The sequence below is a fragment of the Actinoplanes solisilvae genome (assembly GCF_003999975.1).
Lineage (GTDB): Bacteria > Actinomycetota > Actinomycetes > Mycobacteriales > Micromonosporaceae > Actinoplanes > Actinoplanes solisilvae.
The window spans coordinates 109,872-136,800 of record NZ_RJAC01000011.1 but is presented as its reverse complement, the minus strand read 5'-3'; the positions used below and the strand labels follow the sequence as shown (position 1 = coordinate 136,800).

Sequence of the window (26,929 nt, the reverse complement as noted above, 5' to 3'; positions counted from 1 at the left end):
TTCTACCTCGCGCCGTCCACGCTGGAGACCCCGGCCTGTGGACAACTACGCGTGCGCTCGGTCTGAAGCCCTCGCCCTGTGGACAACCCGTTGCCGCCGGTTTGACAAGCGGTAGCGTCCCCACCGCTGCTTCCCGGGTGGGAGGGGGAGGCGGTGGCGGGCTCTGGCGATCTTGAAGGGCGGGTGGATGACCGGCTGCGGGGAAATGTCGGTGGGGCCGGGCAGAATGTTCTGCGATGGCGACGAAGAGTGTGCGAAGCGAGCGGGTGCCGGCCGACCGGTTGCCCGTCGCCCGGGTGTGCGTCGACGTCCCTCTCCCCCATCTCGACCGCCCGTTCGACTACCTGGTCCCGGCCGACGACGATGAGAGCGCCCAACCTGGCGTACGGGTCAAGGTCCGCTTCGCCGGGCAGCTCGTGAACGGTTTCCTGCTCGAGCGGGCCGAGTCCTCGCCCCACGGCGGCAAGCTGGCCTACCTCGACAAGGTCGTCTCGGCCGAGCGGGTCCTCGACCCCGAGATCGCCCACCTGGCCCGCACGATCGCCGACCGCTACGCCGGCAACCTCTACGACGTTCTGCGCCTCGCCGTCCCACCCCGCCACGCCCGCGTCGAGGCCCAGCCCTCCAAGCCCGCCCCCGACCCCGCCCCCGACCCCGACCCCGCCCCCGACCCCGACCCCGACCCCGACCCCGACGCCGAACCGGCCGAGCGGGCCGAACCGGCCGAGCGGGCTGAGCCGGCCGAGGCACCAGCGGCCTACGAGCCCTTCCGGGGCGGGTGGAACAACTACGTCGCCGGCCCCGCGTTCCTCCGGGCGCTCAGTGAGGGCCGCAACGCCCGCGCTGTCTGGGGCGCCCTGCCCGGCGAAGACTGGGCCACCCGCATCGCCGAGGCCGCCGAGGCCACCGCCCGCGCCGGCCGCGGCGTGGTCATCGTCGTGGCCGACGCCCGCGACCTCGACCGCGTCGACCGCGCCCTGGCCACCGTGCTCGGCCCCGGCCGCCACGTCGCGCTGAACGCCGCTGTCGGCCCGGCCGAGCGCTACCGCCGCTTCCTGGCCGCCAGCCGTCACCAGGTGCCGGTTGTCGTCGGCACCCGGGCGGCCATGTGGGCCCCGGTGGCCAAGCTGGGTCTGGTCGTCATCTGGGACGACGGCGACGACCTGCACGCCGAGCCCCGCGCCCCCTACCCGCACGCCCGCGAGGTGCTGCTCACCCGGGCCCACCTGGCCGACAGCGCCGCCCTGGTGGCCGGCTTCGCCCGCACGGGTGAGGGCCAGCTTCTGCTCGAGACCGGCTGGGCCCGCGAGATCAGCGCCTCCCGGGCCGTGCTGCGCGCCCACGCCCCGGCGATCGCCCCGACCGGTGACGACCCGCAGCTCGCCCGCGACCCGGGCGCCGTCTCGGCCCGCCTGCCCAGCCTCGCCTGGCAGACCGCCCGTCAAGCCCTGCAGGCCGGCACGCCCGTGCTGGTGCAGGTGCCGCGCCGGGGCTACCTGCCGTCGGTCGCCTGCGCCGAGTGCCGCACCCCGGCCCGCTGCCCCCACTGCTCGGGCTCACTGGGTCTCACGGCCGCCAGCGACGTCCCCTCCTGCCACTGGTGCGGCCGCGCCGCCGCGGCCTATTCCTGCCCGGCCTGCGGCGCCCAGCGCCTGCGTGCCTCGATCACCGGCGCCCGCCGTACGGCCGAGGAGCTGGGCCGCGCCTTCCCGGGCACGACCGTGCGCACCTCGGGCCGCGACGAGATCCTCGATACGGTCCCGGCCGAGGCCGCCGTCGTCGTGGCCACCCCGGGCGCCGAGCCGGTCGCCGCCGAGGGCTACGGCGCCGTGCTCCTGCTCGACACGTGGGCCCTGCTCACCCGCTCCGACCTGCGCGCCGCCGAAGAGACCATGCGCCGCTGGCTCAACGCGGCGGCCCTGGCCCGCCCGGCCCGCCGGGGCGGCAAGGTCGTCGTGGTGGCCGACGGTTCGCTCGCCCCCGTGCAGGCCCTGATCCGCTGGGATCCGGCCTGGTTCGCGCTGCGCGAGCTGACCGAGCGCCGCGAGCTGTCGTTCCCCCCGGCGGCCCGCATGGCCAGCGTCACCGGCAAGGCCGAGGCCGTCGCCGACCTGCTCAACGCGGCCCGCCTCCCGGCCGACACCGAGTTGCTGGGGCCGGTCCCGGCCGACCAGGGCGAGGAACGGATGCTTCTGCGCGTCCCCCGCTCCCAGGCGGGCCCGCTGGCCCACGCCCTGCACGAGGCGGCCGGGGTCCGCAGCGCCCGCAAGGCCCAGCTCCCGGTCCGCGTCGAGATCGACCCGTCGGCCCTGTTCTGACCAGCGAACGAAACCGGCGCCCCCGCACGAATGCGGAGGCGCCGGTCGAAAGAACAGATCAGGCGGCGGCGTTCTTCAGGTCCGCGGCGCGGTCGGTGTTCTCCCACAGCAGCTCGGGGATCTCGCGGCCGAAGTGACCGTAGGCCGCCGTCTGCTGGTAGATCGGGCGCATCAGGTCGAGGTCGCGGATGATCGCGGCCGGGCGCAGGTCGAAGACCTCGCTGATGGCCTTCTCGATCCGCTCGACCGGCACGTTCTCGGTGCCGAACGTCTCGACGAACAGCGACACCGGGTGGGCCTTGCCGATCGCGTAGGCGACCTGGGTCTCGCAGCGCTCGGCGAGGCCGGCCGCCACGACGTTCTTCGCGACCCAACGCATCGCGTACGCCGCGGAGCGGTCCACCTTGGACGGGTCCTTGCCCGAGAAGGCGCCGCCGCCGTGGCGGGCGTAGCCGCCGTAGGTGTCGACGATGATCTTGCGGCCGGTGAGGCCGGCGTCGCCCATCGGGCCGCCGATCTCGAAGCGGCCGGTCGGGTTGACCAGCAGGCGGTAGCCCTCGGTCTCAAGGCCGAGGCCCTCGAGCTCGGGCGCGATCACGTGCTCGCGGATGTCGGGCGTGAGCAGCGACTCGAGCGAGATGTCGGCCGCGTGCTGCGACGAGACGACCACGGTGTCGAGGCGGACGGGGCGAAGACCGTCGTACTCGATGGTGACCTGGGTCTTGCCGTCGGGACGCAGGTAGGGGATCGTGCCGTCCTTGCGGGCGGCCGACAGCCGGCGGGCCAGGCGGTGGGCCAGCGCGATCGGCAGCGGCATCAGCTCGGGGGTCTCCGAGCAGGCGAAGCCGAACATCATGCCCTGGTCGCCGGCGCCCTGGGCGTCGAGCACGTGCTCGCTGTCGCCCTCGCGCAGCTCGAGGGCGCTGTCGACACCCTGGGCGATGTCGGGCGACTGCGAGCCGATCGAGACGCTGACGCCGCAGGAGGCGCCGTCGAAGCCCTTCTTCGACGAGTCGTATCCGATCTTGAGGATCGTGTCGCGCACGATGCTCGGGATGTCGGCGTACGCCTGCGTGGTGACCTCGCCCGCGACGTGCACCTGGCCGGTCGTGATGAGCGTTTCCACCGCGACACGGCTGCGGGGGTCCTGCGCGAGCAGGGCGTCGAGAATACCGTCGCTGATCTGGTCAGCGATCTTGTCCGGGTGGCCTTCCGTGACCGACTCGGAGGTGAACAGGCGGCGTGCCACGGTGCTCCTCAGAATTGTCGAATACAACGTAACGCGAGAGTGTAGTCACCGCGTCGGATCGAAGGCGCCTGGGTACTAGGCCGTCCCACCGGCGACGACCTGGCGTTCCAGGAGCGGCACAACATGGTCGTAAATCATATCGGCCACATCGTCTTTAGGGAGTTCGGCGTAGCCCGTCGTGCTGCCGTCGGCCCCGAGCAGTGTGACCTCATTGTTGTCGGCGCCGAACACGCGGTCCACACCCACCTCGTTAACGACGATCAGGTCGGCTCGTTTCTTGATCAGCTTGGCCCGGGCGTGCTCGATCGCGTCGTGCGTCTCGGCCGCGAACGCCACCAGAATCTGCCCTGGTTGCTTGTTCGCACCCAGTTCAGCGGCGATGTCGGGATTGGTGACGAGGGTGATCGGCGCCGGTGTTCCGTCGTCGCTCTTCTTGATCTTCTCGTCGGCGACGCTCGCCGGGCGGAAGTCGGCCGGGGCCGCCGCCATCACGACGACATCGGCGTCGACGGCCGCCTTCACGGTCGCCACCCGCAGTTCCTCGGTCGTTCCCACCCTGACGATGTCGACGCCGGCCGGGTCGGGCAACGTCACGTTCGCCGCGATCACGGTCGTACGGGCGCCACGGGCTGCCGCGGCACGGGCCAGCGCATAACCCTGCTTGCCCGACGACCGGTTGCCGAGGAACCGCACCGGGTCGAGCGGCTCGCGCGTGCCACCGGCGGTCACCACCACGTGCCGACCGGCCAGATCAAGGTCAAGACCCCTTCGGTGTACGCGGAGAGCCAGCTCGAAGATCTCCGAAGGGTCGGGCAGCCTGCCTTTGCCGGTGTCCTTCCCGGTCAGGCGGCCGACCGCCGGTTCGATGACGATCGCGCCGCGCGCCCGGAGTGTGGCGACATTGGCCTGCGTGGCCGGGTTCTCCCACATCTCCGTATGCATGGCCGGCGCGTAGACGACCGGGCAGGTCGCCGTCAGCAGCGTGTTGGTCAGCAGGTCGTCGGCGATGCCGTGGGCCGCCTTGGCCAGCAGGTCGGCCGTCGCCGGGGCCACCACGACCAGCTCGGCGGCCCGGCCGATGCGAACGTGAGGCACCTCATGTGCGTCGTCCCACACCTCGGTCGCCACCGGCCGCCCCGACAGCGCCGCCCACGTGGGCGCGCCCACGAACTGGAGGGCCGACGCCGTCGGCACGACCCGCACGCCGTGCCCCGACTCGGTGAACAGCCGCAGCAACTCGCAGGCCTTGTAGGCGGCGATGCCCCCCGCCACGCCGAGCACGACTTCCGTCACCGCAAACCCCCGACCGCTTCGCCGCCGGCAGGTGCGGGCGACCGAGAGCAACGCTAACCCGCCGCCGGACCGGAGGTGGATCACACCCTCGAAGGCTGTGGACAACTCCCGGACAGCAAAGATCCCGCGCCCCCAGCACGTGGGACACGGGATCTTCGGACAGTCGCGGACGAACCCCGGATCAGGGGTTGTCGGTCGCCTCGGCGGTCAGGAGGCCGGCGTTGATCTCGCGCATCGCGATCGAGAGGGGCTTCTCCTGCGGCGTGGTCTCGACCAGCGGGCCGACGTATTCCAGGAGACCCTCGCCGAGCTGGCTGTAGTAGGCGTTGACCTGACGGGCACGCTTAGCCGCGAAGATCACCAGCGAGTACTTCGACGAGGTCTTGTCGAGCAGCTCGTCGATCGGCGGGTTGGTGATGCCTTCGGGGTTCGCGATGGTTCCCACAGTTTTCAATTCCTTCTGTTCGCTAGGGCTTAATGCTCAGGGGCTTGCGCCGGTGTCAGAAACGACGAACCGAGCAATCCTACCAGCTCATCGGCGGCCCGCTCGACGAAGTCGTTGACGACCGTGCGGTCGAACTCCTTCTCGGCGGCCAGTTCCTCGTCCGCGTGCTTGAGCCGCTTGCGGATCGTCTCCTCGTCGTCGGTGCCCCGGCCGACCAGGCGGCGGCGGAGTTCCTCGACGCTGGGCGGGGCCAGGAAGACGAGCTGCGCTTCGGGCATCATCGCGCGGATCTGGCGGGCGCCGTTCAGGTCGATCTTCAGGAGGACCGGCCGGCCCTGCGCGAGCCAGCCCTCGACCTGCGCCCGGGGGGTGCCGTAGAGGTTGCCGGCGAACTCGGCCCACTCCAGCAACTGACCGCCGTCGATCAGTCGCTGGAAGTCCTGACGAGTCACGAAGTGGTAGTGCTCGCCTTCGGTCTCGTAGTCGCGCATCTTCCGCGTCGTCGCCGACACGGACAGCTTGATCCAAGGCGAGCGCGCCCGGATCAGCTCGATCACACTGTCCTTCCCGACCCCGGAGGGGCCGGAAAGGACCGTGAGGCGGGCTGCCGGGCGCGCGTCGTCATCCATGCTCACAGGCTCATTCAACACGAGCCCCTGAGTCAGTTCGCAGCGAACTCCCCCAGGAGGGCCTTCCGCTGCTGGTCGCCGAGACCGCGCAGCCGACGGCTGTCCGCGATCTTGAGCTTCTCCATGATCTGCGTCGCCCGGATCTTGCCGATGCCCGGCAGCGCCTGAAGCACGGCCGAAACCTTCAGCTTGCCGACGATCTCGTCGCCCTCCGCGCGGTCAAGCACGGCGGCGAGGGTGGTCTTGCCGGACTTGAGCTGTTCCTTCAGCTCAGCCCGAGCCTTGCGAACTTCCGCGGCCTTCTCCAGCGCAGCCTTGCGCTGTTCGGGGCTCAGTGACGGGAGCGGCACCAGTTCTCCTCAGGTCCCTATCGCGGCGGTAGTCCAATACCGGCGCTTCTGTGAAACGTGGTGTGCCAGGGAACCAAAGGGGCATGTGGTTCCCGGCGCCGGGAAAACTAGCGGTCAACGGCGCTTTCGGCAACGTGGGGGTACCCCCGAACCCGATCCCCCAGACCCTGATAAGCAGGGCCGGTTCACCCGAGAGCGGCCCTGCATTCGTCCAGCGCACGGTCTGCGGCGGCCCGCAGTTCGACCACGCCGGGTCCCGCCGTGAGAACTTCGCGTGAGTACGACGGCAGCACGTTGCGCAGGCTTTCGCCGAAGACAGATCGCAGGTCGGAGGGGGTCGCACCCTGCGCGCCGAGCCCCGGAGCGAGCAGCGGACCGTTCACTCGGGACAGATCGTGGCCCGTATCGCCGATCGTCGCTCCGATTACGAGGCCGTAACTGCCGAGGGGCTCAAAACCCTTGTTGAGCAGGGAAATCTCGTCGATTACGGTCTGCGCCACGGTCCTTTTGTCCGTTGCGACGGCATGCTGGACCGAGCGTCCCTCCGGATTGGACGTCAGACCGAGAACGAACACGCCGCCGCCGTGTTCGGCCGCGACGTCGAACGCCGGCTGCAACGAACCGACGCCGAGATAGGGACTCACAGTAATCGCGTCAGCACGGAGCGAACTCGCTGGATCCAGGTACGCGCTCGCGTACGCGGCCATCGTCGAGCCGATGTCGCCGCGTTTCACATCGAGAAGGACGAGCGCGCCGGCCTCCCGAGACTGTCGGATAGTTGACTCAAGAATTCCGACGCCACGTGACCCAAATCTCTCGAAAAAGGCCGACTGCGGCTTCAGAACCGCCACCCGATCGGCCAGTGCCTCGACCACCGTACGGGCGAAGCGTTCCAGGCCGGCGACGTCGTCGGAGAGCCCCCACCTGGCCAGCAGGGCGGCATGCGGATCGATCCCGACGCACAGCCGGCCCCGCTTCTCGATGGCGTCCGTGAGGCGCTTGCCGAAGGTCTCCATGGGGGCTCCACTTCTGTGTCATCAGTCAGGTGATCAGTCAGGCGGCGACGGCCCCGCCGCCCGGCCGGCGGTCAAGTGCTCGGTCAGGTCGCCGACACCGCGGCGGCGATGCCGGCGGTGATCCGTTCGACGTCCGAGAGACCCGTGACGTACGGCGGCATGGTGTAGATCAGGTCGCGGAAGGGTCGCAGCCACACGCCCGCCTCGACGGCCGCGGCGGTGGCCTTGGCCATGTCGACCTCGTGGTCCAGTTGCACGACGCCGATCGCGCCGAGCACACGCACATCGGCCACACCGGGGGCGGCCCGCAACGGCTCCAGGCCCGCCCTGAGACCGTTTTCGATCACTCGGACGCGATCGGCCCACTCGCCGGTGCGCAGCAGTCCCAGCGACGCGTTGGCGACCGCGCACGCCAGCGGATTGCCCATGAACGTCGGGCCGTGCATGAGCCCGCCACCGGCGCCCGACGAGATCGCCGACGCCACCTCGGGCGTGCACAGCGTCGCCGCCATCGTCAGATAGCCGCCGGTGAGGGCCTTGCCCACGCACATGATGTCGGGGCTCACCCCGGCGTGCGAGGCCGCGAAGAACTCCCCCGTACGCCCGAAGCCCGTCGCGATCTCGTCGAAGATCAGGAAGATGCCGTGCGCCGCCGTGACCTCGCGCAGCACCCGCAGGTACTCCGGATGGTGGAACCGCATGCCCCCGGCGCCCTGCACGACCGGTTCGACGATCACCGCGGCGATCTCGTCCGAGTGCTTCGCCACCATGTCGGCGAGCTCATCGGCGTACGCCTGATCGAAGTCGGCCGGCGGGGGCCCGGCGAAGACCTGGGCGGGCAGCACGCCGGTCCACAGCGAGTGCATGCCGCCGTCCGGGTCGCAGACGCTCATCGGGTGGAACGTGTCGCCGTGATAGCCGCCACGCCACGTGGCCAGCCGCCGCCGGCCGGGGCGCCCGAGGGCGAGCTGGGCCTGCAACGCCATCTTGATCGCGACCTCGACGCCGACCGAGCCCGAGTCGCAGAGGAAGACGTGCTCCAACCCGTCCGGCGCAAGATCCACCAATGTGGTCGCCAGCTCGATCGCGGGCTCGTGCGTCAGCCCGCCGAACATCACGTGGCTCATCCGCCCGGCCTGCTCGGCCAGCGCGGCGTCGAGCACCGGGTGCCGGTATCCGTGGATCGCGGCCCACCACGAGGACATACCGTCGATCAGTTCCCGGCCGTCGGCGAGGCGCAGCCGTACGCCCTCCGCGCTCTCGACCAGGTAGGGCTCAGACCGGCCGGGCATCGGGCCGTACGGATGCCACACGTGCTGCCGGTCGCGGGCGATCAGGGCCGCCGCCCGCCCGGTGTTCATCGGAGCGCCCGCGCCGCGGCCCGTACCAGGGCCGGACCTCGATAGATGAACCCGCTGTAGAGCTGCACAAGCGAGGCGCCGGCGTCGAGCAGCCGGGTCGCGTCGTCGGCCTCCATGATCCCGCCCACTCCGATGATCGGCAGCCGTCCGGCGGTCTCGGTATGAACAAAATGGACCACTTTGCGGGCCTTCTCGGTGAGCGGCGACCCGGAGAGCCCGCCCGCCTCGACCGCGCGCGGCTGGTCGGCCGCGGCCAGCCCGTCCCGATCGAGCGTCGTGTTCGTGGCGATCACGCCGGCCGCGCCGTGGCTGAGGCAGACCTCGAGCAGCTCGGCGATCGCCGGCTCGGTGAGGTCGGGGGCGATCTTCACCAGCACCGGTTTCGGCCCGACCAGCGCGGCCAGCAGGTCGGCGACGGCCGACTTGTCCTGCAGCGTACGAAGGCCCGGCGTGTTCGGCGACGACACGTTGACCGCGATGTAGTCGGCGTAGGGGTGCAGCAGCCGGTGCGAGGTCAGGTAGTCGTCGACCGCCTTCTCCAGCGGCGTGACCTTCGACTTGCCGAGGGAGATGCCCAGCGGTACGCCGATCGGGCCGAGCTGCTTGAGCCGGGCCGCCAGCGCGGCCGCGCCGGCGTTGTTGAAGCCCATCCGGTTGATGATCGCCTCGCTGTCGCGCAGGCGGAACAGGCGCGGCTTGTCGTTGCCGGGCTGCGCGTGCGCGGTGACCGTGCCGACCTCGACGAAGCCGAACCCGAGGGCCGGCCAGGCCCGCAGGGCCAACCCGTTCTTGTCCATCCCGGCGGCCAGGCCGACCCGGTTGGGGAAGCGCACGCCGAAGGCCTCGACCGGAGCGTCGACCGCGTATCGGGCCTTCAACGCGGACCGCACCGGACCGGGCAGCCCGGCCAGGCGGGCGAGGGTGAACTCGTGGGCGGTCTCGGCGTCCCCGCCGCCCAGCCGGAACAGCACCGGCCGGACGGCGGACTCGAACAAGGTCACCTCGTGCCTCGCAGCACCGCGTGCAGCTCCTGCAGGGGCCGTACGGTCATGTCGCCGCGCATCAGCGCCTCGATGCCCATGACCGCGGCCGCCGCGCCCGGCACCGTGGTGATGCTCGGGATGTCGGCGGTGACCGCCGCGCTGCGGATCTCGTACCCGTCGGAACGGGCGCTCGCACCCGACCCCTGCGGCGTGTTGATGATCATCGCGATCTCGCCGGCCAGGATGAGCTCGACCGCGTTCTTGCCGGGGCTCTCGAAGTGCTTGGGCACGATCTCGCAGACCACGCCGTAGCGGCGCAGCACCTCGCCGGTGCCGGCCGTGGTGACGATCGTGAAGCCGAGGTCGGCGAGCCGCTTGATCGGGAAGACCATCGCCCGCTTGTCGCGGTTGGCGACCGAGACGAAGATCTTGCCGGCGGTGGGGAGCGACCCGTACGCCGCGGCCTGCGACTTGGCGAACGCCTGACCGAAGCCGGCGTCGATGCCCATCACCTCGCCGGTCGACTTCATCTCGGGGCCGAGCAGGCTGTCGACGCCCTGGCCGGCCGGGGTGCGGAACCGCTTGAACGGCAGCACCGCCTCCTTGATGGCGATCGGCGCGTTCTCGGGCACCGTGCCGCCGTCGCTGTCGGCCAGCAGCATGCCCTCGGCCCGCAGCTCGGCGATGGTGGCGCCGAGCATGATGCGGGCGGCCGCCTTGGCCAGCGGGACCGCGGTCGCCTTGGAGACGAACGGGACGGTCCGCGAGGCGCGCGGGTTGGCCTCGAGCACGTAGAGCGTGTCGTCCTTCAACGCGTACTGCACGTTGAGCAGGCCGCGCACCCCGACGCCGCGGGCGATCGCCTCGGTGTAGCGGCGCACCTCGGCCAGGTGCGAGCCGGCCAGGGTGATCGGCGGCAGCGAGCAGGACGAGTCGCCGGAGTGGATGCCGGCCTCCTCGATGTGCTCCATCACGCCGCCGAGGTAGACCTCACCGGTCGCGTCGCAGAGCGCGTCCACGTCGATCTCGATCGCGTCGTCGAGGAACCGGTCGACCAGCACCGGGTGGTCCGGCGAGATCTGGGTGGCCCGCTCGATGTAGCCCTTCAGCGTCGGCTCGTCGTAGACGATCTCCATGCCGCGGCCACCGAGCACGTACGACGGGCGTACGAGGACCGGGTAGCCGATCGTGTCGGCGATGCCCTTGGCCTCGTCGAAGCTGGTCGCCGTGCCGTGGTCGGGCGAGCGCAGACCGGCCTTGGCCAGCACCGCGCCGAACAGCCCACGGTTCTCGGCCAGATCGATCGACTCGGGCGACGTGCCCACGATCGGGACGCCGGCCGCCTTGAGCCGGTTGGCCAGGCCGAGCGGGGTCTGACCGCCGAGCTGCACGATCACGCCGACCACGCCCGGGCCGCCGGCCGCGCGGCCGGACGAGTCCTCGGAGTGGTAGACCTCGAGGACGTCCTCGAAGGTCAGCGGCTCGAAGTAGAGCCGGTCGGCGGTGTCGTAGTCGGTCGAGACCGTCTCGGGGTTGCAGTTGACCATGACGGTCTCGAAGCCTGAGCCAGCCTCACCGGCTTCGCCGGAAAACCCGGGAACAGAAGTGGAGCGCAGAGCCATGACCGCGTGCACACACGAGTAGTCGAACTCGATGCCCTGCCCGATGCGGTTCGGACCCGAGCCGAGGATCAGCACCTTGGGCCGGTCGGACGGCGCGACCTCGGTCTCCTCGTCGTAGGTCGAGTAGTGGTAGGGCGTGTTCGCCTCGAACTCGGCCGCGCACGTGTCGACGGTCTTATAGACCGGTCGGACGCCGAGCCGGTGGCGCAGGGTCCGCACACCGTCCTCGCCGGCCAGCTCGGGCCGCAGGGCGGCGAGCTGCTTGTCGGACAGGCCCGAGCGCTTGGCCCGGCGCAGCAGTTCCTCGTCGAGCACCGGCGCGTCGATGATCTCGGCGCGCAGGTCGACCAGGGCCTTGATCTCGTCGAGGAACCACGGGTCGATGCCGCCGCTGGCCTCGAAGACCTGCTCGACGGTCGCGCCGTGCCGCAGCGCGGCCTCGACCGTGTAGAGCCGGCCGTCGTGCGGGATGCGCATCGCCTCGAGTGCCGCCTCGGCGGTCTCGAACGAGGGCGCGGTCCAGAAGCCGGCCGCCGACGTCTCCAGCGAGCGCATCGCCTTGTTCAGCGCCTCGGCGAAGTTGCGGCCCAGCGACATCGCCTCGCCGACCGACTTCATCGTGGTGGTCAGCTCGGGGTCGGCGCCGGGGAACTTCTCGAACGCGAACCGCGGGATCTTCACGACGACGTAGTCGAGGGCCGGCTCGAACGCGGCCGGCGTCTTCAGGGTGATGTCGTTCGGGATCTCGTCGAGCGTGTAGCCGATGGCCAGCTTGGCCGCGATCTTCGCGATCGGGAAGCCGGTCGCCTTGGAGGCCAGCGCCGACGAGCGCGACACGCGCGGATTCATCTCGATGACGACCAGGCGGCCGTCGGCCGGGTTGACCGCGAACTGGATGTTGCAGCCGCCGGTGTCCACGCCGACCTCGCGCAACACGGCGATGCCGAGGTCGCGCAGCTTCTGGTATTCGCGGTCGGTGAGCGTCATGGCCGGGGCGACGGTCACCGAGTCGCCGGTGTGCACGCCCATCGGGTCGACGTTCTCGATCGAGCAGACGACCACGACGTTGTCGTGCTTGTCGCGCATCAGCTCGAGCTCGTACTCCTTCCAGCCGAGCACGCTCTCCTCGATCAGCACCTCGTGCACCGGGGAGGCGGTCAGGCCGGCGCCGGCGATCCGCTCGAGGTCGTCGTCGTTGTGGGCCATGCCCGAGCCGAGCCCGCCCATGGTGAACGACGGGCGGATGACGACCGGCAGGCCCAGCTCGCCGACGGTGGCGCGGACCTCGTCCATCGAGTGGCAGACGCGCGAGCGCGGGGTCTCGCCGCCGGCCTTGGCCACGATGTCCTTGAACAGCTGCCGGTCCTCGCCGCGGCGGATCGCGTCGATGTTCGCGCCGATCAGCTCGACGCCGTACTTCTCCAGGACGCCGTTCTCGTGCAGGGCGACCGCGGTGTTCAGCGCGGTCTGGCCGCCCAGCGTCGGCAGGATCGCGTCGGGGCGTTCCTTGGCGATGATCAGCTCGACGAACTCCGGGGTGATCGGCTCGACGTAGGTGGCGTCGGCGAACTCGGGGTCCGTCATGATCGTGGCCGGGTTGGAGTTGACCAGCGAGACGCGGATGCCCTCGGCCCGCAGCACGCGGCACGCCTGGGTGCCGGAGTAGTCGAACTCGCAGGCCTGGCCGATGACGATCGGACCGGAGCCGATCACCATCACGTGCTTGAGATCTTCACGCTTCGGCATGATCAGCCCTTCTTCCCGGAGAACTCCACCAGCTCGACGAACCGGTCGAACAGGTAGTCGGCGTCGTGCGGGCCGGCGGCGGCCTCGGGGTGGTACTGGACGGTGAACGCGGGGACCTCGAGGCCACGCAGGCCCTCGACCACGTTGTCGTTGAGGCAGACGTGCGAGACCTCGACGCCGCCGAAGTCGGTGTCGATCACGGTGTTCAGCGGCGCGTCGACCGCGAATCCATGGTTGTGGCTGGTCACCTCGACCTTGCCGGTGGTCTTGTCGAGCACCGGCTGGTTGATGCCGCGGTGCCCATACCCGAGCTTGTAGGTGCCGAAGCCGAGCGCACGGCCCAGGATCTGGCTGCCGAAGCAGATGCCGAACAGCGGCGTCTCGCGGCGCATGACCTCGCGGGCGAGCGCGACCGGTCCGTCCGCGGTGGCCGGGTCGCCTGGGCCGGGCGAGAAGAACACCGCGTCCGGGCTGACCGACAGCAGGTCTTCGATCGAGGACGACGCCGGGAAGATGTGCGTGGTGACCCCGCGCGCGGCGAGCCGGCGCGAGACGTTGCGCTTGATGCCCAGGTCGAGCGCGGCGACGGTGTAGCGGTGCTCGCCCTCGGCCGCGACCGTATAACGCTCAGAAGTCGTGACTTCGGCGGAAAGGTCGGCTCCGACCATCTGCGGCGAGGCCTGCACGCGAGCGAGCAGCGACTGCGGGTCAAGATCCACAGATGACACACCGACCCGCATCGCGCCCCGCGACCGCAGGTGGCGGGTCAGGGCGCGGGTGTCGATCCCGCTGATCCCGACGACGCCCTCGGCGGCGAGCCGATCTCCCAGATCACCGGTCGAGCGCCAGTTCGAGGGCCGCCGCGCGGGGTCACGCACGACGTAACCAGCGACCCAGATCCGGTCGGATTCGTCGTCCTCGGAGTTGACGCCGGTGTTGCCGATCTGCGGCGCGGTCTGCACGACGACCTGCCGGTGATAGGACGGGTCGGTCAGCGTCTCTTGATAACCGGTCATGCCGGTGGTGAAGACGGCCTCACCGAACGTCTCACCGATCGCCCCATAGGCGAGACCGGTGAAGGTCCGTCCGTCCTCCAGCACGAGGATTGCTGAGCTGCCAAAACGGCTTCGCCGTGCTGCAGAGGAAAAGGGTTGAGACATTACTTAACAGCCTTCCCGTCCAGGACCGTCGGCTCGCCCCGGAGGAAGGTCGCGACGATGCGACCCGGCAGGGTGGTGCCCGCGTACGGTGTGTTGCGGCTGCGGCTCGCCAGCTCGGCCGGGTCGACGACCCGCCGGGCGGACGGGTCCACCAGCGTGAGGTTGGCCGGTTGACCGACCTTCAAGTCAGTGCCGTGCCCGGTCAGGCCCGCGATGCGCGCGGGGGTGCGGCTCATGCGCTCGGCGATCAGCTCCCACCGCTCACCCAGCACCGAGAGCACGACCGGCAGCGCGGTCTCGAGACCGACCATGCCCGGGCGCGCGTACGCCCACTCGCACTCCTTGTCCTCCACGGCGTGCGGGGCGTGGTCGGTGGCGACGATGTCGATGACGCCCTCGATCAGTGCTTCGCGCAGAGCGTGCACGTCCGAGGCCGTACGCAATGGGGGGTTGACCTTGTAGACCGGGTCGTAGGACGCGGCGAGCTCGTCGGTGAGCAACAGGTGGTGGGGCGTGACCTCGGCCGTCACCCGCACGCCGCGGGCCTTGGCCTGGCGCAGCACCTCGACCGAACCGGCCGTCGAGACGTGGCAGACGTGCAGGCGGCTGCCGACGTGCTCGGCCAGCAGCACGTCGCGCGCGATGATCGCCTCTTCGGCGACGGCCGGCCAGCCGGTGAGCCCGAGACGGGTGCTGACCTCGCCCTCGTGCATCTGGGCGCCCTCGGTGAGGCGGGGCTCCTCGGCGTGCTGGGCGATGATGCCGTCGAACGCCTTCACGTATTCGAGGGCGCGGCGCATCAGGCGCGGGTCGGCGACGCAGTGCCCGTCGTCGGAGAAGATGCGTACGCCCGCGGCCGAGGTCGCCATCGCGCCCAGCTCGGCGAGCTGCTTGCCGGCCAGCCCGACGGTGACCGCGCCGATCGGCTGCACGTCGACCAGCCCGGCCTCGCGACCCAGGCGCCAGACCTGCTCGACCACGCCGGCCGTGTCGGCGACCGGCGAGGTGTTGGCCATCGCGAAGACCGCCGTGTAGCCGCCGAGCGCCGCGGCACGGGACCCGGTCTCGACCGTCTCGGCGTCTTCGCGGCCCGGCTCGCGCAGGTGGGTGTGCAGGTCGACCAGGCCCGGCAGCGCCACCAGGCCGTCCGCGTCGATGATCTCGGCGTCCTCCGGCGCGCCGGAGGAGATGACCCCGTCGCGGATCAGCAGATCGGCCGGGGCGGCCCCGAGCACGGAAACCCCGCGCAGCAGATATGAGGTCATGCCTTGCCTCCCAGGAGCAGGTAGAGAACAGCCATGCGAGCGCTCACGCCATTGGCGACCTGCTCGACGATCGTGGAGCGCGACGAGTCGGCCACCTCGGGGGTGATCTCCATGCCGCGGTTCATGGGGCCGGGGTGCATGACGATCGCGTGCTCCGGCAGCTTGCGCATGCGTGCGATGTCGAGACCGTAGCGGCGGCTATATTCCCGGGCCGAGGGGAAGTACGAGTCCTGCATGCGCTCGGTCTGCACTCGAAGCATCATCACGACGTCCATGTCGGGAAGGACGCTATCGAGGTCGTACGACACTTTCGTCGCGGGCGAGAGCGCGGCCGCCAGGTCGAGCGGGATCAGTGTCGGCGGCCCCACGACCGTGATCTCGGCGCCCAGCGTGGTCAGCAGCAGCACGTTCGACCGCGCGACCCGGCTGTGCAGCACGTCCCCGACGATCGCGACCTTCAGTCCGTCGAGACGACCGAGCCGCGACCGCATCGTGTACGCGTCGAGCAGCGCCTGCGTCGGATGTTCGTGAGTCCCGTCACCCGCGTTGACGACCGAGCCGTCGACCCACTGGGCCAGCCGGTGCGGCGCGCCCGAAGCCGGGTGCCGGATCACGACCGCGTCGGCCCCCATCGCCTGCAGGGTCAGCGCGGTGTCCTTGAGGCTTTCGCCCTTCGACACGCTGGAGCCCTTGGCCGAGAAGTTGATGACGTCGGCGGACAGTCGCTTCGCGGCCGCCTCGAACGAGATGCGGGTGCGCGTCGAGTCCTCGTAGAAGAGGTTGACCACCGTACGCCCGCGCAGCGTCGGAAGTTTCTTCACCTCGCGGCCGGCCAGCGCGGCCATCTCGCCGGCGGTGTCGAGGATCAGGGTGGCGGTGGCCGCGTCCAGGTCGGCGGCCGAGCGCAGATGCTTGATCACTTGTCGCCCCCGGTGAGTTTGACCTCGTCGAGCCCGTCCGTCTCGGTCAGTGAGACGCGGACGCTCTCGGCCAGCGAGGTCGGAATGTTCTTGCCCACGTAGTCGGCGCGGATCGGCAGCTCCCGGTGGCCGCGGTCGACCAGCACCGCGAGCTGCACCGAACTGGGCCGGCCCTCGTCCTTCAGGGCGTCGAGAGCGGCGCGCACGGTGCGGCCGCTGTAGAGCACGTCGTCGACCAGCACGACCCGCCGGCCGTCGATGCCACCGCCGGGCAACTCGGTCTTGCCGAGCGCGCGGGTGGCCTGAAGGCGCAGGTCATCGCGGTAGAGCGTGATGTCGAGCGACCCGACGGGAACGTCGATGCCCTCGAAGGCGTGAATGCGGGCGGCCAGCCGGTGGGCCAGCGGAACGCCGCGGGTGGGGATTCCAAGAAGGACGGTTCCGGTCGCGCCGGAGGTCTTCTCGAGGATCTGATGAGCGATGCGATCAACGACCCGCTGCAGGTCGGAAGCACTCAAAATGATCTTGCTGGGCGCGTCGGCGCGTGGCGATGCCACCGCGGACCTCCTTCCCCGCCTCACGGGACGGGTCGTTAAAGGACGTCTTACAGAGCAACCCCGCGAGGGGCGGCCCCAATGGCTGACGCTACGTTACCAGTGGACGCAGCGTTGATTATGGTGACGTGCCCGACGCGAGAACACTGACGGACGCTGGATATTTCAGACAGACCGTCGCCAAGTCCTCCTAGGGCAGCACGACTCATCGGTAACCGACACTTGACCGGAAGTCGCAAACTCCGTACCGTCACGCTGCGTAGCGATCGCGGAGGGGAACCCTCCGGGCCAGCACAGTGGGAGTGTTCCGAATGCCGTCTGAGTACGCCAAGTCGCTGGGCGCGCGCCTGCGCTCCATCCGGCAGCAGCAGGGCCTGTCCCTGCAGGGTGTTGAAGAGAAGTCGAACGGCCGGTGGAAGGCCGTCGTGGTGGGTTCGTACGAGCGCGGCGACCGTGCCGTGACCGTCTCGCGCCTCGCCGAACTGGCTGACTTCTACCGTGTGCCCGTCTCGGAGCTGCTGCCCGACGGCAGCGGTGTCCGGCTCGAGGCCACCAACAAGATCGTGCTGGACCTCGAGAAGCTGTACGACACCACCGGCGAGGATCTCGCCTATGTGGCGCGTTACGCCCGGGCCATCCAGCAGCAGCGCGGCGACTACAACGGCCGCGTCCTGTCCATCCGGGCCGACGACCTGCGGGCGCTGGCCATCGTCTACGACATCTCGCCGTCGGGCCTGATCGAGCGCCTGACCGAGCAGGGCGTCCTGGTCGCCGACCCGCGCGCTTTCTTCGCCAGCTGAGAAAGCGCTCCCCCGGGAGTCCTGAACAGCCACAACGCCGGTCCCCACCGGCTACATCCCCCACCCCCGCCGACCGCGCCGGCTCTCGACTTACAGGCGCGTGTCCCGAGACCCGAAAAGCCCGCGCTCAGTCGCGGGCTTTTTCGTTTCCCCGTACGCCACGTCGCCGCTCACAACCGCACAGCGGCAGCACTCACGGCACCGGCGACGACCTGCCGCGCGTGGCCGCAGCGCCCGACCGGCCCGGCCTCTCCACGCCCGCTGCCCGTCTGCACCCGCCCTCACCCCGGCCTCACCCCGGCCCCCTCTCCGGCCCCTGATGGTCGACATCACTGCTTGTGGCGCCCCCCGTCGAAAGATCGCCGCCCCCGCCGTTTTTCGCACAATGCGTGATCGCAAGAACGCATCGCGTCTCACAGATGCCAAGGCAATTCGACCGGCGCTTCCGGCAAATCCCCCTTTACGATCGCGCCGACCAGCTCACCCAATCCGTACGGATAAACGACGTCCTCAGTGGCCAGAAGCTCGTCCACCGACCACCACCTGGCCTCCGCGAAATTCCTCTTCTCCAACTCCGTGTGCCGCCGCGTATCAACAACGTGCCCCGCGACCCGGCACACAAAGAAGTCATCCCGGAACAGCCCCGCGGCAAACCCGAGATCAGCCTGCCCACTGGTGAACGCCACCGCCCGCAGACCACTGGCCTTCACCGCGAGCCCGACCTCCTCCCCCACCTCCCGGGCAGCCGCCGCCTTGGCCCTCTCCCACCACCGCACTCCCCCACCCGGCGTGAGCCAAGCGAACCCTTCCCCTTCCCCAGAAACCACCGCAAACCGCATCAACAGAACCCGATCCCAACCGTCCAAAACGATCACTCGCCCGGTCCGCCGCGCATACCGTTTCATCGCGCCACCCTAAAACCCATCGACGCCCAACTCTGCTCGCCACGCGACGCCAAGCCACTCAGTCGCAACACCGGACCGCACCGTCGCGACGCTGGGGCCACCCAGCCGCGACGGCACGCAGCACGCGGCCGGCCACGGGAGAGGCGGTTCGAACAGGTCCGGGACGCGCTGATCGACAGGCACGACAGACCCCGGAAAGCCTTTCGGCCGAACCGCAGCCTGTGGATAACTCCCTGACAGTTGCGGGAGGGCGTAGTGTCACCGCCACCCCGGGCGGGCGGGTCAGCTAGCGGGTGTGTGGCCCGTCGGCGTGCGCGGGGGACGCCTGTTCGTGGACAAACGCGCACGACTCTTCAGGCACGATGTGGCGCGCGCCTCGCCATGCGTCGCGGTGTGGGCCACCGCCAAAGCGCGGGCCACCAGTACGCACAGCCGCCAACGCACAAAGTCGCCAACGCGCGGCAAATCGTCCAGGTCCGCGGCGACGGCGACGGCGACGGCGACGGCGACGGCGACGGCGACTGATCATGTCGGTGGTCGTCGGTACGCTCCGCCGGTGGCAGATGAGCGCGTGACAAAGTCCGTCGTCGACCGCTTGATCAAAGCGCTGGCGGCACAGCTCAACACCGGCGAGACCGTCGTCTTCACGCCGGAGACGCTGGACCATCTGCATGGCATGAACCCGGGACAGCCGGTCGAATTCCTGGACATGATTCGTGCGCTCGCGAGCGATGACCAGCACGTCGAAAAACTGCTCCACCGCATGTCCGACGAGATCGCGGCCGAGGTGGGTCTCTCGGCTCCGTCGTCCGCCGCCCATCAGTGGCTCGGAACGTTCATCAGCATCCTGGCCGAACAGGTCGGCGCTTCCCGCACCGCCGCCCTCGTACCAGATGCCGTGGCCGCGCTCACCGGTTTAAGTCGAGCTGAAGCCTGCGAGTTCTTCGCCGAGGCCGGGAGCTTCGTGCACTATGACCGCGACCAGCGAGTTCTGGATCTGATCCGGAACGTCGCCCGGTCACAGCCCCGCGAAGCCCGCCTCGGCCCCGGCGACCGGGTCAAGCTGACCCCCGACCTGGTGCCCGGCCCACATCTCTTCGATCCCGACTGGCACTTCTTCGTCGTCTTCGTGGGCGACGACGGCACGGTCGACGTACAACCAGAGCTCGTCATGGAGTGCACCATCCAAAGGTTCCCCACCTCCGCACTGACCCGTGCCTGACCGACCGCGCCCGCACGGAAGCGGCATTGATCCGGCGCACACTCTGGCAGGCTGGCTGGCATGTCGATTGCGATTCGCCCGCTAGCCGAGGACGACATTCCCGCCGTGGTCGAGCTCTCGCTGCGGGCCTGGACACCGGTCTTCGCGTCGTTCGAGCAGGTGCTGGGCCGCCGCGTCTACGACCACCTCTACCCCGACTGGCGCCACATCCAGGCCCAGGCCGTAGAGGACACCTGCCGCGAATTAGCCGCCACCACCTGGGTAGCCGACGAGAACGACCGCATCCTCGGCTTCATAGCCGTAGCCCACCACGACGCCACCCACGCCGAGCCCAACAGCGGCGAGATCGAAATGACCGCCGTGGACCCGGATGCTCAGCGCCGAGGCATAGCCAACATCCTCATCGAGTTCGCCCTGGAACACATGCGCGCCGCCGGCTTCACCCTGGCCAGCGTCTCCACCGGAGGCGACCCCGGCCACGCCGCAGCCCGTGCCGCGTACGAGAAGGCCGGCTTCGTAGCTTTCCCTTTGGTCCGCTATTACCAGCCACTGTAAAAGACAAGACCTTGGTGGCTCCGCCCCCAAACCCCCGGCCGAGCGCTCGGAGACCCAAAAGGCCAGGTTGGGGGTCTCCTCGCGCCACCGACCAGAGCAGAGCTCACGCGATCACCCGCGAGCCACCCCCACGGTGCTACAGCCATAAGGAGCCAGCTGCGCGAACGGCCCTCCTTGTCTTTCCCCCCGACCGCATGCCACCCCTTACCCCACCTGGCCTGTAATGGTGTAGACCGCGCCTGGCAGGAGGGCGCGCAGCGCCCGAACCGCAAGCGGCAAGCAATGTTCCCTTGACCACAACGATGGCCGGCCCGGGTGACGTGCTTCCTCAGGTGAACCACAGCGCGGAAGCCGATCTACGTCCTGTCAGGTGATCCCCCAGCTATGCCATGCAACCAGAGCCCGGTGACCCCTCCCATGGCCGTCACTGACTCCCCCCGTCAACCGTAAGAGAGCCGACGGAACACAAAGAAGCCCCGACCACCCAACAGCGCGATCGGAGCTTCAAAGGATCCCTCAGCGAGTAGCGAACTCAGCAATCCGCCCAAGAATCCCGTTAAGGAACCGAGGGCTGTCATCCGTAGACATCTGCTTGGCAAGCTCAACAGCCTCGGTGATAGCCACCGGGTCATCGATCTCAGGCACATACAGCAGCTCGAACACCGCAATACGCGCCAGGTTCCGATCCACCACAGGCATGCGGTCGATAGTCCACCCTTCGGCATACGACGCGATCAGTTCGTCGATCCGGTCCAGGTGTTCGGCGATTCCCTCGACCAGGCTGACCGTGTAGTCGAGGTGGTCGGGTCGTGGCTTGGCGATGCGCTCCAGGTAGGTCGCCAGCACCTGCCGGGGCGGCAGGTCTCGCAGGTCGGCCTCGTAGAGCACGTCCAGCGCCCTTTTGCGCGCCTTCCGGCGCGCCGGCATCTGCGTTTTGGGACCTTCGGCCATGTCAGGAACGACCGAGGTAACGGCCGTCGCGCGTGTCGACCTTGATCTTCTCGCCGGTGGTGATGAAGAGCGGCACGTTGACCGTGGCGCCGGTCTCGACCGTGGCGGGTTTGGTGCCGCCGGTGGAGCGGTCGCCCTGCAGGCCGGGTTCGGTGTAGGTGACCTCGAGGAAGACGCTGGTCGGCAGCTCGATGTAGAGCGGGACGCCTTCGTGGGTGGCGACCGTGGCCTCGGCCTCGGGCAGCATGTAGTTGGCGTTTTCGCCGACGGTGGCGCCGGGGACGGTGATCTGCTCGAACGTGTCGAGGTCCATGAAGACGAAGTCTTCGCCGTCCTGGTAGAGGTACTGCATCGTGCGCTTGTCGACCGTGGCCGTGTCGACCTTGGTGCCGGCGTTGAAGGTCTTGTCGACGACCTTGCCGGAGAGCACGTTCTTCAGCGTGGTGCGCACGAACGCGCCACCCTTACCCGGCTTGACGTGCTGGAACTCCACGACGGACCAGAGCCCGCCGTCGAGGTTGAGCACCAGGCCGTTCTTCAGGTCGTTCGTGGAAGCCATGTTTTCCTAATGCCCTTGATCGTGTGAAAGCTGTGGGTGACCGACCGAGTTTACCGACGTCGGGGCCTGCGCGGCGAATCGGGCCAGATGCTCGAGGGCCAGGCGGTAGCCATCGACGCCCAGTCCGGCGATCACGCCGGTGGCGACGGCCGAGATGACCGAATGATGCCGGAATTCCTCGCGGGTGTGGATGTTGGTGATGTGTACCTCGACGAGGCGTCCGCGCAGCATGGCCGCCGCGTCCCGGATCGCGATGTTGTAGTGGCTCCACGCGGCCGGGTTGAGCACGACGTCGACGCCGAGGTCGGCCGCTTCGTGCAGCCAGGCCAGCATTTCGGCTTCCGAGTCGGTCTGGCGTACGTCGATCTCGAGCCCGAGGTGGGTGGCGGCCACGTGGCACAGCCGGGCGAGGTCGGCGTATGTGGTGGTGCCGTAGATCTCCGGTTCGCGGGTGCCCAGGCGGCCCAGGTTCGGCCCGTTCAGCACAAAGATCATTCCGCCACCTCCGCGTACGCCTGTTCCAGCAGTTCTTCGTCGGGTCCGGCCAGGATGCCGGGTTTGGCCAGACCGTCGAGCACGACGAACCGCAGTGTGGCCGCCCGGGTCTTCTTGTCGACCCGCATGGCGCTGAGCAGCGCGGGCCAGGCCTCGGCGTCGTAACGTGTGGGAAGACCGAGCGCGTCGAGCACTGAACGGTGCCGCGCGGCGGTCGCTTCGTCGAGCCGCCCCGCGAGCCGGGCCAGGGCCGCCGCGAAGATCAGCCCGACCGAGACCGCGTGCCCGTGTTTCCAGGTGTATTTTTCGCGCTTCTCGATCGCGTGGCCGAGGGTGTGGCCGTAGTTGAGGATCTCGCGCAGGCCCGATTCCTTGAGGTCGACGCCGACCACCTCGGCCTTGACCCGGATGGCCCGCTCGACCAGTTCGCGCAGCACGGGCGCGTCGGGGTCGGTGGCGGCGTCGGGGTCGTTCTCGATCAGGTCGAGGATCGTGGGGTCGGCGATGAAGCCGCACTTGACCACCTCGGCCAGCCCGGCGACCAGGTCTTCGGCGGGCAGGGTGCGCAGTGAGCCGAGGTCGCAGAGCACTCCGGCCGGCGGGTGGAAGGCGCCCACGAGGTTCTTGCCGGCGGCGATGTTCACGCCGGTCTTGCCGCCGACGGCCGCGTCGACCATGCCGAGCAGCGACGTCGAGACGGGCACCCACCGCACGCCGCGCAGCCAGCTCGCGGCCACGTAGCCGGCCAGGTCGGTGACCGCGCCGCCGCCGACGCCGATCACGACGTCCGTACGGGTGAAGTTCTGGGCGCCCAGTTCGTCCCAGCAGCGGGCGGCGACCTCGACCGACTTGCCCTTCTCGGCGTCGGGCACCTCGATCATCACCGCGGGAACGCTGGCCGCCTCGGCAACCAGCAAGGCCTGCGCTCGCAGCGGCGCGGCGAACAGCACGGCCGCCCGGGACGCTCCGGAGATCAGCGAGGGCAGCGAGACCGCGAGGTCACGCCCGACGAGCACGTCGTACGGACGGTCACCGCTCACCTGAATTCGTGTCACCACGGCGAAACCCTATCGGCGGCGGCGTGGACACGTGTAACCCCGGCGGCCACGTTCCAACGTACGGATGGGGTTATATCTTCTAACCCCATGAGGGGTTATGAATGAACCATGCCGAAAATCAACGTGTATCTGCCCGACGAGCTGGCCGAGGCCGTACGCGAATCGGGTCTGCCCGTCTCCCCCATCTGCCAGCGCGCGCTCGAGCAGGCGCTGCGCCGCATGACGGCGATCCGCCAGGCCGTGCTCTCCGACCTCGACCCCGCAGCCCTCGCTGAGCGACTGCCCGGCTTCACCGCCCGCCTGCTCGAGGTGCTGACCATCGCCGCCGACCGGGCCAAACGGCGCGACGCCACCACGGTCACCACCGGCGATCTGCTCTACGGCCTGGTCAACGAACGGCAGAACCTGGGCCGGCAGGTGCTCGCGGCGATGGAGGTCGACCCCGACGTGCTGAGCGTGCCCGAGGACGACGAACCGGCCGTCGCGACCGACGCGCTGCGGTTCAGCGCGCCGGCCGCCGCGGCGATGGAGCTGACCGTAGGCGAGGCGATCGGTCTGGGCCACAACTACGTCGGCTGCGAGCACCTGGTCATCGGGCTGGCCGCCGAGCCCGACGGCATTGCCGGAACGCTGCTGCGCGAGCGGGGCGCCGACGGCAAGGCAGTCCGCCGCGCGGTCACCGCGGCGGTCGCCGGTTACGCCCACCTGAGAGCGACCGCCGGGGGCGGCAACCCGCTGCTGGCCCAGCTCATTCAACGGGTCGAACGGCTGGAACGTCAGCTCGCGGGCTGACGGCCGGCATTGGCGGGCAGTTCGGTGGCCAGCACGATCTTGCCGCGGGTGTGGCCGGCGGCCAGCTCGGTGTAGGCGTCGCGCACCGCGTCCAGCGGATAGATCGCGGCGACCGGCAGGACGAGCCGTCCCCAGGCCAGCTCCCCGGCGAGGAAGCCGAGGATCTCGGCGTCGCTGGCCGTCGAGCTGCCCTCGGTCTTCACCCCGGCCTTCTCGGCGGCGGCGTAGTCGATGATCGTGTTCACCCGGGCCGGGTCGACCTCCAGCTCGAGGGCGAGATCGACATAGCCTCCGCCGTGCGTGTCCATGAAGGCGTCGATGTGTGACGGGGCGGCCTTCCGCAGCCGGTCGGCCAGCCCGTCGCCGTAGGTGACCGGCGTGACCCCGATGCTGCGCAGCCAGGTCGCGTTCTCCTCCGAGGCCACGCCGATGACGTGTGCTCCGGCGTTGCGGGCGAGCTGCGCCGTCAGGCCGCCGACACCGCCGGCCGCGCCGCTCACGACGACGGTCTCGCCCCTGGCCGGCTGCACCGCGCGCACCGAGGCGTACGCGGTCACGCCCGCGACGAACAGCGCACCGGCCCGCGCCCAGTCGAGCGCCAGCGGCTTGCGGGTGAGGTGGTCGGCCGGGACCACCACGTGTTCGGCCTGCGACGATCGCCAGTCGGACCAGCCGAGCACCTCGTCGCCGACCGCGAACTCGGTGACCGACGTGCCGACCTCCAGCACGCGGCCGGCGAAGTCGCTGCCCTGCCCGGACGGGAACGTCGCCGGCCAGATGTCCTGGTAGGCACCCGTGCGGATGGAGATCTCGCCGGGGTTGATGCCGGCCGCGACCACCTCGACGAGGACCTGGTCACCGGCGGGGGTGGGACGTTCCACCTCTTCGACGCGGAGAACGTCCACGTCACCGTACTGATCGAATCGAACCGCTCGTGTCATGCCGAACTCTTGCCCAGCGCCACGCGAGGCAAGGCCGTCTCGTCGGTCACACCTGCAGCAGACCGGCGGCCTCCGCCGCGACGGACGAGGGTTCACGGCCGTCGGTCTTGACCGTGTGGGTGGCCACCTCGAGGTAGAGGGGCCGCCGCTGGTCGAGCAGGTATTTCAGGGTCGCGCGGGGGTTGATCGCCAGCAGCGGGCGGCCGGCGCCCAGCCCGACGCGCTTCACGGCGTCGCTCAGCTCGACCGACAGGTAGACGACCGTGTGCTTCGCCAGCAGCGCGCGGGTGCCCTCGTTCAGGATCGCGCCGCCGCCGAGGGCCAGCACCCCGTCGCAGTCTTCCAGAGCCGAGGCGATCACCGAACGTTCGAGGGCGCGGAAGGCGTCCTCGCCGTCGTCGATGAAGATCTCGGGGATGGGCTTGCCCGCCCGCTCCTCGATGATCGCGTCGGCGTCGACGAACGGGACGCCCAACTGCTCGGCGACGAGCGCGCCGATCGTCGACTTGCCAGCGCCCGGGGCGCCCACGAACACGGCCCGCGGCGCCATCAGCGGATGACCAGGTTCTCGATGTAGCCGGCCAGGTTGCGGCGGATCTCGCCGACCGAGTCGCCACCGAACTTCTCGACGGCCGCCTCGGCCAGCACCAGGGCCACCATCGCCTCGGCCACGATCGCCCCGGCCGGCACGGCTACCACGTCGGAGCGCTGGTTGATCGCGGTCGCGGGCTCGCCCGTCGTCACGTCGATCGTCTGCAGCGCCCGGTTGAGCGACGAGATCGGCTTGAGCGCGGCCCGCACGCGCAGCGGCTCGCCGTTCGTGATGCCGCCCTCGAGGCCGCCGGCCCGGTCGGTGACGCGCTTGACGCCGTCGTCGGTCGGGATGATCTCGTCGTGGGCGACCGAGCCCCGCGAGCGGGCCTGGGTGAAGCCGTCGCCGATCTCGACTCCCTTGACCGACTGGATCGACATGAGGGCGGCGGCCAGGCGCGAGTCGAGCTTGCGGTCCCACTGCACATGAGACCCCAGACCCGGCGGTACGCCGTACGCCAGCACCTCGACGATGCCGCCCAAGGTGTCGGCGTCGCTCTTGGCCGCGTCGACCTCGGCCACCATGCGCGCGCTCGCCTCGGGGTCGAGGCAGCGCAGCGGGTCGGCGTCGATGCGCTCGGCGTCGGCCGGGGTCGGGATCAGGCCGGTCTTGGCGGCCACCGAGCCCAGTTCGATCACGTGCGAGACGATCTCGATGCCGAGGGCCTGCTTGATCAGGTTCTTGGCGACGACACCCACGGCGACGCGGGCGGCGGTCTCGCGGGCGCTGGCGCGCTCGAGGATCGGGCGGGCGTCGGTGTGCGCGTACTTCTGCATGCCGGCCAGGTCGGCGTGGCCGGGGCGCGGGCGGGTCAGCGGCGCGTTGCGGGCCTGCGACGCGAGCTCTTCCTCCGAGACGGGGTCGGCCGACATCACCGTCTCCCACTTGGGCCACTCGGAGTTGCCCACCCGGATGGCGACGGGGCTGCCGAGCGTGCGCCCGTGCCGGATGCCACCGATGATCTCGATGACGTCCTGCTCGAACTTCATGCGGGCGCCGCGGCCGTAGCCGAGCCGTCGGCGCGCGAGATCACGCCCGATCTGCTCGCTCGTCACCTCGACCCCGGCGGGGACGCCCTCCATCAGCGCGACGAGCGCCGGTCCATGCGATTCACCTGCGGTAAGCCAGCGCAACACGGGTCACAGTCT

The 26,929-nt window shown here is 69.9% G+C and carries 26 protein-coding genes; 5 read left to right on the top strand and 21 right to left on the bottom strand.

Annotated elements, in window-relative coordinates; translation table 11 throughout:
- Positions 1 to 236 precede the first annotated feature (236 nt).
- Complete coding sequence (locus EER30_RS25920; RefSeq protein ID WP_164842481.1) at positions 237 to 2,318, top strand: primosomal protein N'; 2,082 nt, start codon at positions 237 to 239, stop codon at positions 2,316 to 2,318.
- Positions 2,319 to 2,376: 58 nt separating this feature from the next.
- Here the strand turns inward: EER30_RS25920 and metK are convergent, their stop codons facing one another.
- The 13 genes from metK to pyrR all read right to left on the bottom strand — a co-directional run bounded on the left by metK (position 2,377) and on the right by pyrR (position 16,914).
- Complete coding sequence (gene metK / locus EER30_RS25915) at positions 2,377 to 3,567, bottom strand: methionine adenosyltransferase (RefSeq protein WP_127503199.1); 1,191 nt, start codon at positions 3,565 to 3,567, stop codon at positions 2,377 to 2,379.
- Between the two features lie 75 nt (positions 3,568 to 3,642).
- Positions 3,643 to 4,860 (bottom strand): bifunctional phosphopantothenoylcysteine decarboxylase/phosphopantothenate--cysteine ligase CoaBC, encoded by a 1,218-nt coding sequence (gene coaBC, locus EER30_RS25910; RefSeq protein WP_127503198.1) that lies wholly within the window; start codon positions 4,858 to 4,860, stop codon positions 3,643 to 3,645.
- A gap of 181 nt (positions 4,861 to 5,041) precedes the next feature.
- On the bottom strand, positions 5,042 to 5,305 hold the full coding sequence (gene rpoZ / locus EER30_RS25905) for a DNA-directed RNA polymerase subunit omega (RefSeq protein WP_015623990.1): 264 nt from the start codon (positions 5,303 to 5,305) through the stop codon (positions 5,042 to 5,044).
- Between the two features lie 29 nt (positions 5,306 to 5,334).
- Entirely contained in the window at positions 5,335 to 5,934 is a 600-nt protein-coding gene (gene gmk / locus EER30_RS25900) for a guanylate kinase (RefSeq protein WP_127503197.1), read from the bottom strand.
- Between the two features lie 32 nt (positions 5,935 to 5,966).
- The gene (gene mihF / locus EER30_RS25895) at positions 5,967 to 6,284 is read right to left on the bottom strand and encodes an integration host factor, actinobacterial type (RefSeq protein WP_127503196.1); all 318 of its coding nucleotides are present in this window, start codon (positions 6,282 to 6,284) and stop codon (positions 5,967 to 5,969) included.
- A 185-nt stretch (positions 6,285 to 6,469) separates the two neighbouring features.
- The gene (gene pyrF / locus EER30_RS25890) at positions 6,470 to 7,300 is read right to left on the bottom strand and encodes an orotidine-5'-phosphate decarboxylase (protein ID WP_127503195.1); all 831 of its coding nucleotides are present in this window, start codon (positions 7,298 to 7,300) and stop codon (positions 6,470 to 6,472) included.
- A gap of 83 nt (positions 7,301 to 7,383) precedes the next feature.
- A complete protein-coding gene (locus EER30_RS25885; protein WP_127503194.1) occupies positions 7,384 to 8,661 on the bottom strand; it encodes an adenosylmethionine--8-amino-7-oxononanoate transaminase in 1,278 nt (425 codons plus the stop codon).
- Complete coding sequence (locus EER30_RS25880) at positions 8,658 to 9,662, bottom strand: quinone-dependent dihydroorotate dehydrogenase (protein WP_127503193.1); 1,005 nt, start codon at positions 9,660 to 9,662, stop codon at positions 8,658 to 8,660. The genes EER30_RS25885 and EER30_RS25880 overlap by 4 nt, the downstream gene beginning before the upstream one ends.
- A complete protein-coding gene (gene carB, locus EER30_RS25875; protein WP_127503192.1) occupies positions 9,659 to 13,012 on the bottom strand; it encodes a carbamoyl-phosphate synthase large subunit in 3,354 nt (1,117 codons plus the stop codon). The genes EER30_RS25880 and carB overlap by 4 nt, the downstream gene beginning before the upstream one ends.
- 2 nt (positions 13,013 to 13,014) lie before the next feature.
- Positions 13,015 to 14,172, bottom strand: coding sequence for a glutamine-hydrolyzing carbamoyl-phosphate synthase small subunit (gene carA, locus EER30_RS25870; RefSeq protein WP_127503191.1), 1,158 nt, complete (start codon positions 14,170 to 14,172; stop codon positions 13,015 to 13,017).
- Positions 14,172 to 15,437, bottom strand: a complete 1,266-nt coding sequence (locus EER30_RS25865; protein WP_127503190.1) for a dihydroorotase — start codon at positions 15,435 to 15,437, stop codon at positions 14,172 to 14,174. The genes carA and EER30_RS25865 overlap by 1 nt, the downstream gene beginning before the upstream one ends.
- Complete coding sequence (locus EER30_RS25860; protein WP_127503189.1) at positions 15,434 to 16,357, bottom strand: aspartate carbamoyltransferase catalytic subunit; 924 nt, start codon at positions 16,355 to 16,357, stop codon at positions 15,434 to 15,436. The genes EER30_RS25865 and EER30_RS25860 overlap by 4 nt, the downstream gene beginning before the upstream one ends.
- On the bottom strand, positions 16,354 to 16,914 hold the full coding sequence (gene pyrR, locus EER30_RS25855; protein ID WP_127503188.1) for a bifunctional pyr operon transcriptional regulator/uracil phosphoribosyltransferase PyrR: 561 nt from the start codon (positions 16,912 to 16,914) through the stop codon (positions 16,354 to 16,356). Before pyrR ends, EER30_RS25860 begins: the two co-directional genes overlap by 4 nt.
- Positions 16,915 to 17,222: 308 nt before the next feature.
- On the opposite strand from pyrR, the gene bldD reads away from it, so the two are divergent.
- Positions 17,223 to 17,711 carry a transcriptional regulator BldD gene (bldD, locus tag EER30_RS25850; RefSeq protein WP_020517563.1) on the top strand — a complete coding sequence of 163 codons (489 nt, stop codon included), beginning with the start codon at positions 17,223 to 17,225 and terminating at the stop codon, positions 17,709 to 17,711.
- Positions 17,712 to 18,124: 413 nt separating this feature from the next.
- Here the strand turns inward: bldD and EER30_RS25845 are convergent, their stop codons facing one another.
- Positions 18,125 to 18,616 (bottom strand): NUDIX domain-containing protein, encoded by a 492-nt coding sequence (locus tag EER30_RS25845; RefSeq protein ID WP_127503187.1) that lies wholly within the window; start codon positions 18,614 to 18,616, stop codon positions 18,125 to 18,127.
- Between the two features lie 331 nt (positions 18,617 to 18,947).
- Between EER30_RS25845 and EER30_RS25840 the strand changes: the two genes are divergently transcribed.
- Both EER30_RS25840 and EER30_RS25835 read left to right on the top strand, forming a co-directional pair.
- Positions 18,948 to 19,838, top strand: coding sequence for a hypothetical protein (locus tag EER30_RS25840; RefSeq protein WP_127503186.1), 891 nt, complete (start codon positions 18,948 to 18,950; stop codon positions 19,836 to 19,838).
- A gap of 60 nt (positions 19,839 to 19,898) precedes the next feature.
- Positions 19,899 to 20,393, top strand: coding sequence for a GNAT family N-acetyltransferase (locus EER30_RS25835; RefSeq protein WP_127503185.1), 495 nt, complete (start codon positions 19,899 to 19,901; stop codon positions 20,391 to 20,393).
- Between the two features lie 516 nt (positions 20,394 to 20,909).
- Here EER30_RS25835 and nusB read toward each other — a convergent pair.
- Genes nusB through aroB form a run of 4 tightly spaced genes read right to left on the bottom strand, consistent with a single transcriptional unit; the run spans position 20,910 to position 23,456 of the window.
- On the bottom strand, positions 20,910 to 21,320 hold the full coding sequence (nusB, locus tag EER30_RS25830; protein WP_205650423.1) for a transcription antitermination factor NusB: 411 nt from the start codon (positions 21,318 to 21,320) through the stop codon (positions 20,910 to 20,912).
- A 25-nt stretch (positions 21,321 to 21,345) separates the two neighbouring features.
- Complete coding sequence (gene efp, locus EER30_RS25825; RefSeq protein WP_127503183.1) at positions 21,346 to 21,903, bottom strand: elongation factor P; 558 nt, start codon at positions 21,901 to 21,903, stop codon at positions 21,346 to 21,348.
- A gap of 6 nt (positions 21,904 to 21,909) precedes the next feature.
- Positions 21,910 to 22,398: a type II 3-dehydroquinate dehydratase gene (gene aroQ / locus EER30_RS25820; protein WP_127503182.1), complete on the bottom strand. Its 489-nt coding sequence runs from the start codon at positions 22,396 to 22,398 to the stop codon at positions 21,910 to 21,912.
- A complete protein-coding gene (gene aroB / locus EER30_RS25815; RefSeq protein WP_127503181.1) occupies positions 22,395 to 23,456 on the bottom strand; it encodes a 3-dehydroquinate synthase in 1,062 nt (353 codons plus the stop codon). Before aroB ends, aroQ begins: the two co-directional genes overlap by 4 nt.
- 108 nt (positions 23,457 to 23,564) lie before the next feature.
- Between aroB and EER30_RS25810 the strand changes: the two genes are divergently transcribed.
- Positions 23,565 to 24,248, top strand: a complete 684-nt coding sequence (locus EER30_RS25810) for a Clp protease N-terminal domain-containing protein (RefSeq protein WP_127503180.1) — start codon at positions 23,565 to 23,567, stop codon at positions 24,246 to 24,248.
- Here the strand turns inward: EER30_RS25810 and EER30_RS25805 are convergent.
- The 3 genes from EER30_RS25805 to aroC are packed head-to-tail and all read right to left on the bottom strand — an operon-like array spanning position 24,233 to position 26,917.
- Positions 24,233 to 25,189, bottom strand: a complete 957-nt coding sequence (locus EER30_RS25805; RefSeq protein WP_127503179.1) for an NADP-dependent oxidoreductase — start codon at positions 25,187 to 25,189, stop codon at positions 24,233 to 24,235. The genes EER30_RS25810 and EER30_RS25805 overlap by 16 nt on opposite strands.
- Positions 25,190 to 25,235: 46 nt before the next feature.
- Positions 25,236 to 25,739: a shikimate kinase gene (locus tag EER30_RS25800; protein ID WP_127503178.1), complete on the bottom strand. Its 504-nt coding sequence runs from the start codon at positions 25,737 to 25,739 to the stop codon at positions 25,236 to 25,238.
- Positions 25,739 to 26,917 carry a chorismate synthase gene (aroC, locus tag EER30_RS25795; RefSeq protein ID WP_127503177.1) on the bottom strand — a complete coding sequence of 393 codons (1,179 nt, stop codon included), beginning with the start codon at positions 26,915 to 26,917 and terminating at the stop codon, positions 25,739 to 25,741. Before aroC ends, EER30_RS25800 begins: the two co-directional genes overlap by 1 nt.
- Positions 26,918 to 26,929: the final 12 nt, after the last annotated feature.

What these genes read in the sequence shown, in the direction of transcription:
- EER30_RS25810 (WP_127503180.1), top strand. Translation starts at nt 23,565, where the DNA reads ATGCCGAAAATCAACGTGTATCTGCCCGACGAGCTGGCCGAGGCCGTA.
- bldD (WP_020517563.1), top strand. Translation starts at nt 17,223, where the DNA reads ATGCCGTCTGAGTACGCCAAGTCGCTGGGCGCGCGCCTGCGCTCCATC.
- gmk (WP_127503197.1), bottom strand. Translation starts at nt 5,934, where the DNA reads ATGGATGACGACGCGCGCCCGGCAGCCCGCCTCACGGTCCTTTCCGGC.
- EER30_RS25865 (WP_127503190.1), bottom strand. Translation starts at nt 15,437, where the DNA reads ATGACCTCATATCTGCTGCGCGGGGTTTCCGTGCTCGGGGCCGCCCCG.
- EER30_RS25920 (WP_164842481.1), top strand. Translation starts at nt 237, where the DNA reads ATGGCGACGAAGAGTGTGCGAAGCGAGCGGGTGCCGGCCGACCGGTTG.
- nusB (WP_205650423.1), bottom strand. Translation starts at nt 21,320, where the DNA reads ATGCCGGCGCGCCGGAAGGCGCGCAAAAGGGCGCTGGACGTGCTCTAC.
- carA (WP_127503191.1), bottom strand. Translation starts at nt 14,172, where the DNA reads ATGTCTCAACCCTTTTCCTCTGCAGCACGGCGAAGCCGTTTTGGCAGC.
- efp (WP_127503183.1), bottom strand. Translation starts at nt 21,903, where the DNA reads ATGGCTTCCACGAACGACCTGAAGAACGGCCTGGTGCTCAACCTCGAC.
- pyrF (WP_127503195.1), bottom strand. Translation starts at nt 7,300, where the DNA reads ATGGAGACCTTCGGCAAGCGCCTCACGGACGCCATCGAGAAGCGGGGC.
- EER30_RS25800 (WP_127503178.1), bottom strand. Translation starts at nt 25,739, where the DNA reads ATGGCGCCGCGGGCCGTGTTCGTGGGCGCCCCGGGCGCTGGCAAGTCG.
- EER30_RS25805 (WP_127503179.1), bottom strand. Translation starts at nt 25,189, where the DNA reads ATGACACGAGCGGTTCGATTCGATCAGTACGGTGACGTGGACGTTCTC.
- carB (WP_127503192.1), bottom strand. Translation starts at nt 13,012, where the DNA reads ATGCCGAAGCGTGAAGATCTCAAGCACGTGATGGTGATCGGCTCCGGT.
- EER30_RS25845 (WP_127503187.1), bottom strand. Translation starts at nt 18,616, where the DNA reads ATGAAACGGTATGCGCGGCGGACCGGGCGAGTGATCGTTTTGGACGGT.
- EER30_RS25885 (WP_127503194.1), bottom strand. Translation starts at nt 8,661, where the DNA reads ATGAACACCGGGCGGGCGGCGGCCCTGATCGCCCGCGACCGGCAGCAC.
- aroQ (WP_127503182.1), bottom strand. Translation starts at nt 22,398, where the DNA reads ATGATCTTTGTGCTGAACGGGCCGAACCTGGGCCGCCTGGGCACCCGC.
- EER30_RS25835 (WP_127503185.1), top strand. Translation starts at nt 19,899, where the DNA reads ATGTCGATTGCGATTCGCCCGCTAGCCGAGGACGACATTCCCGCCGTG.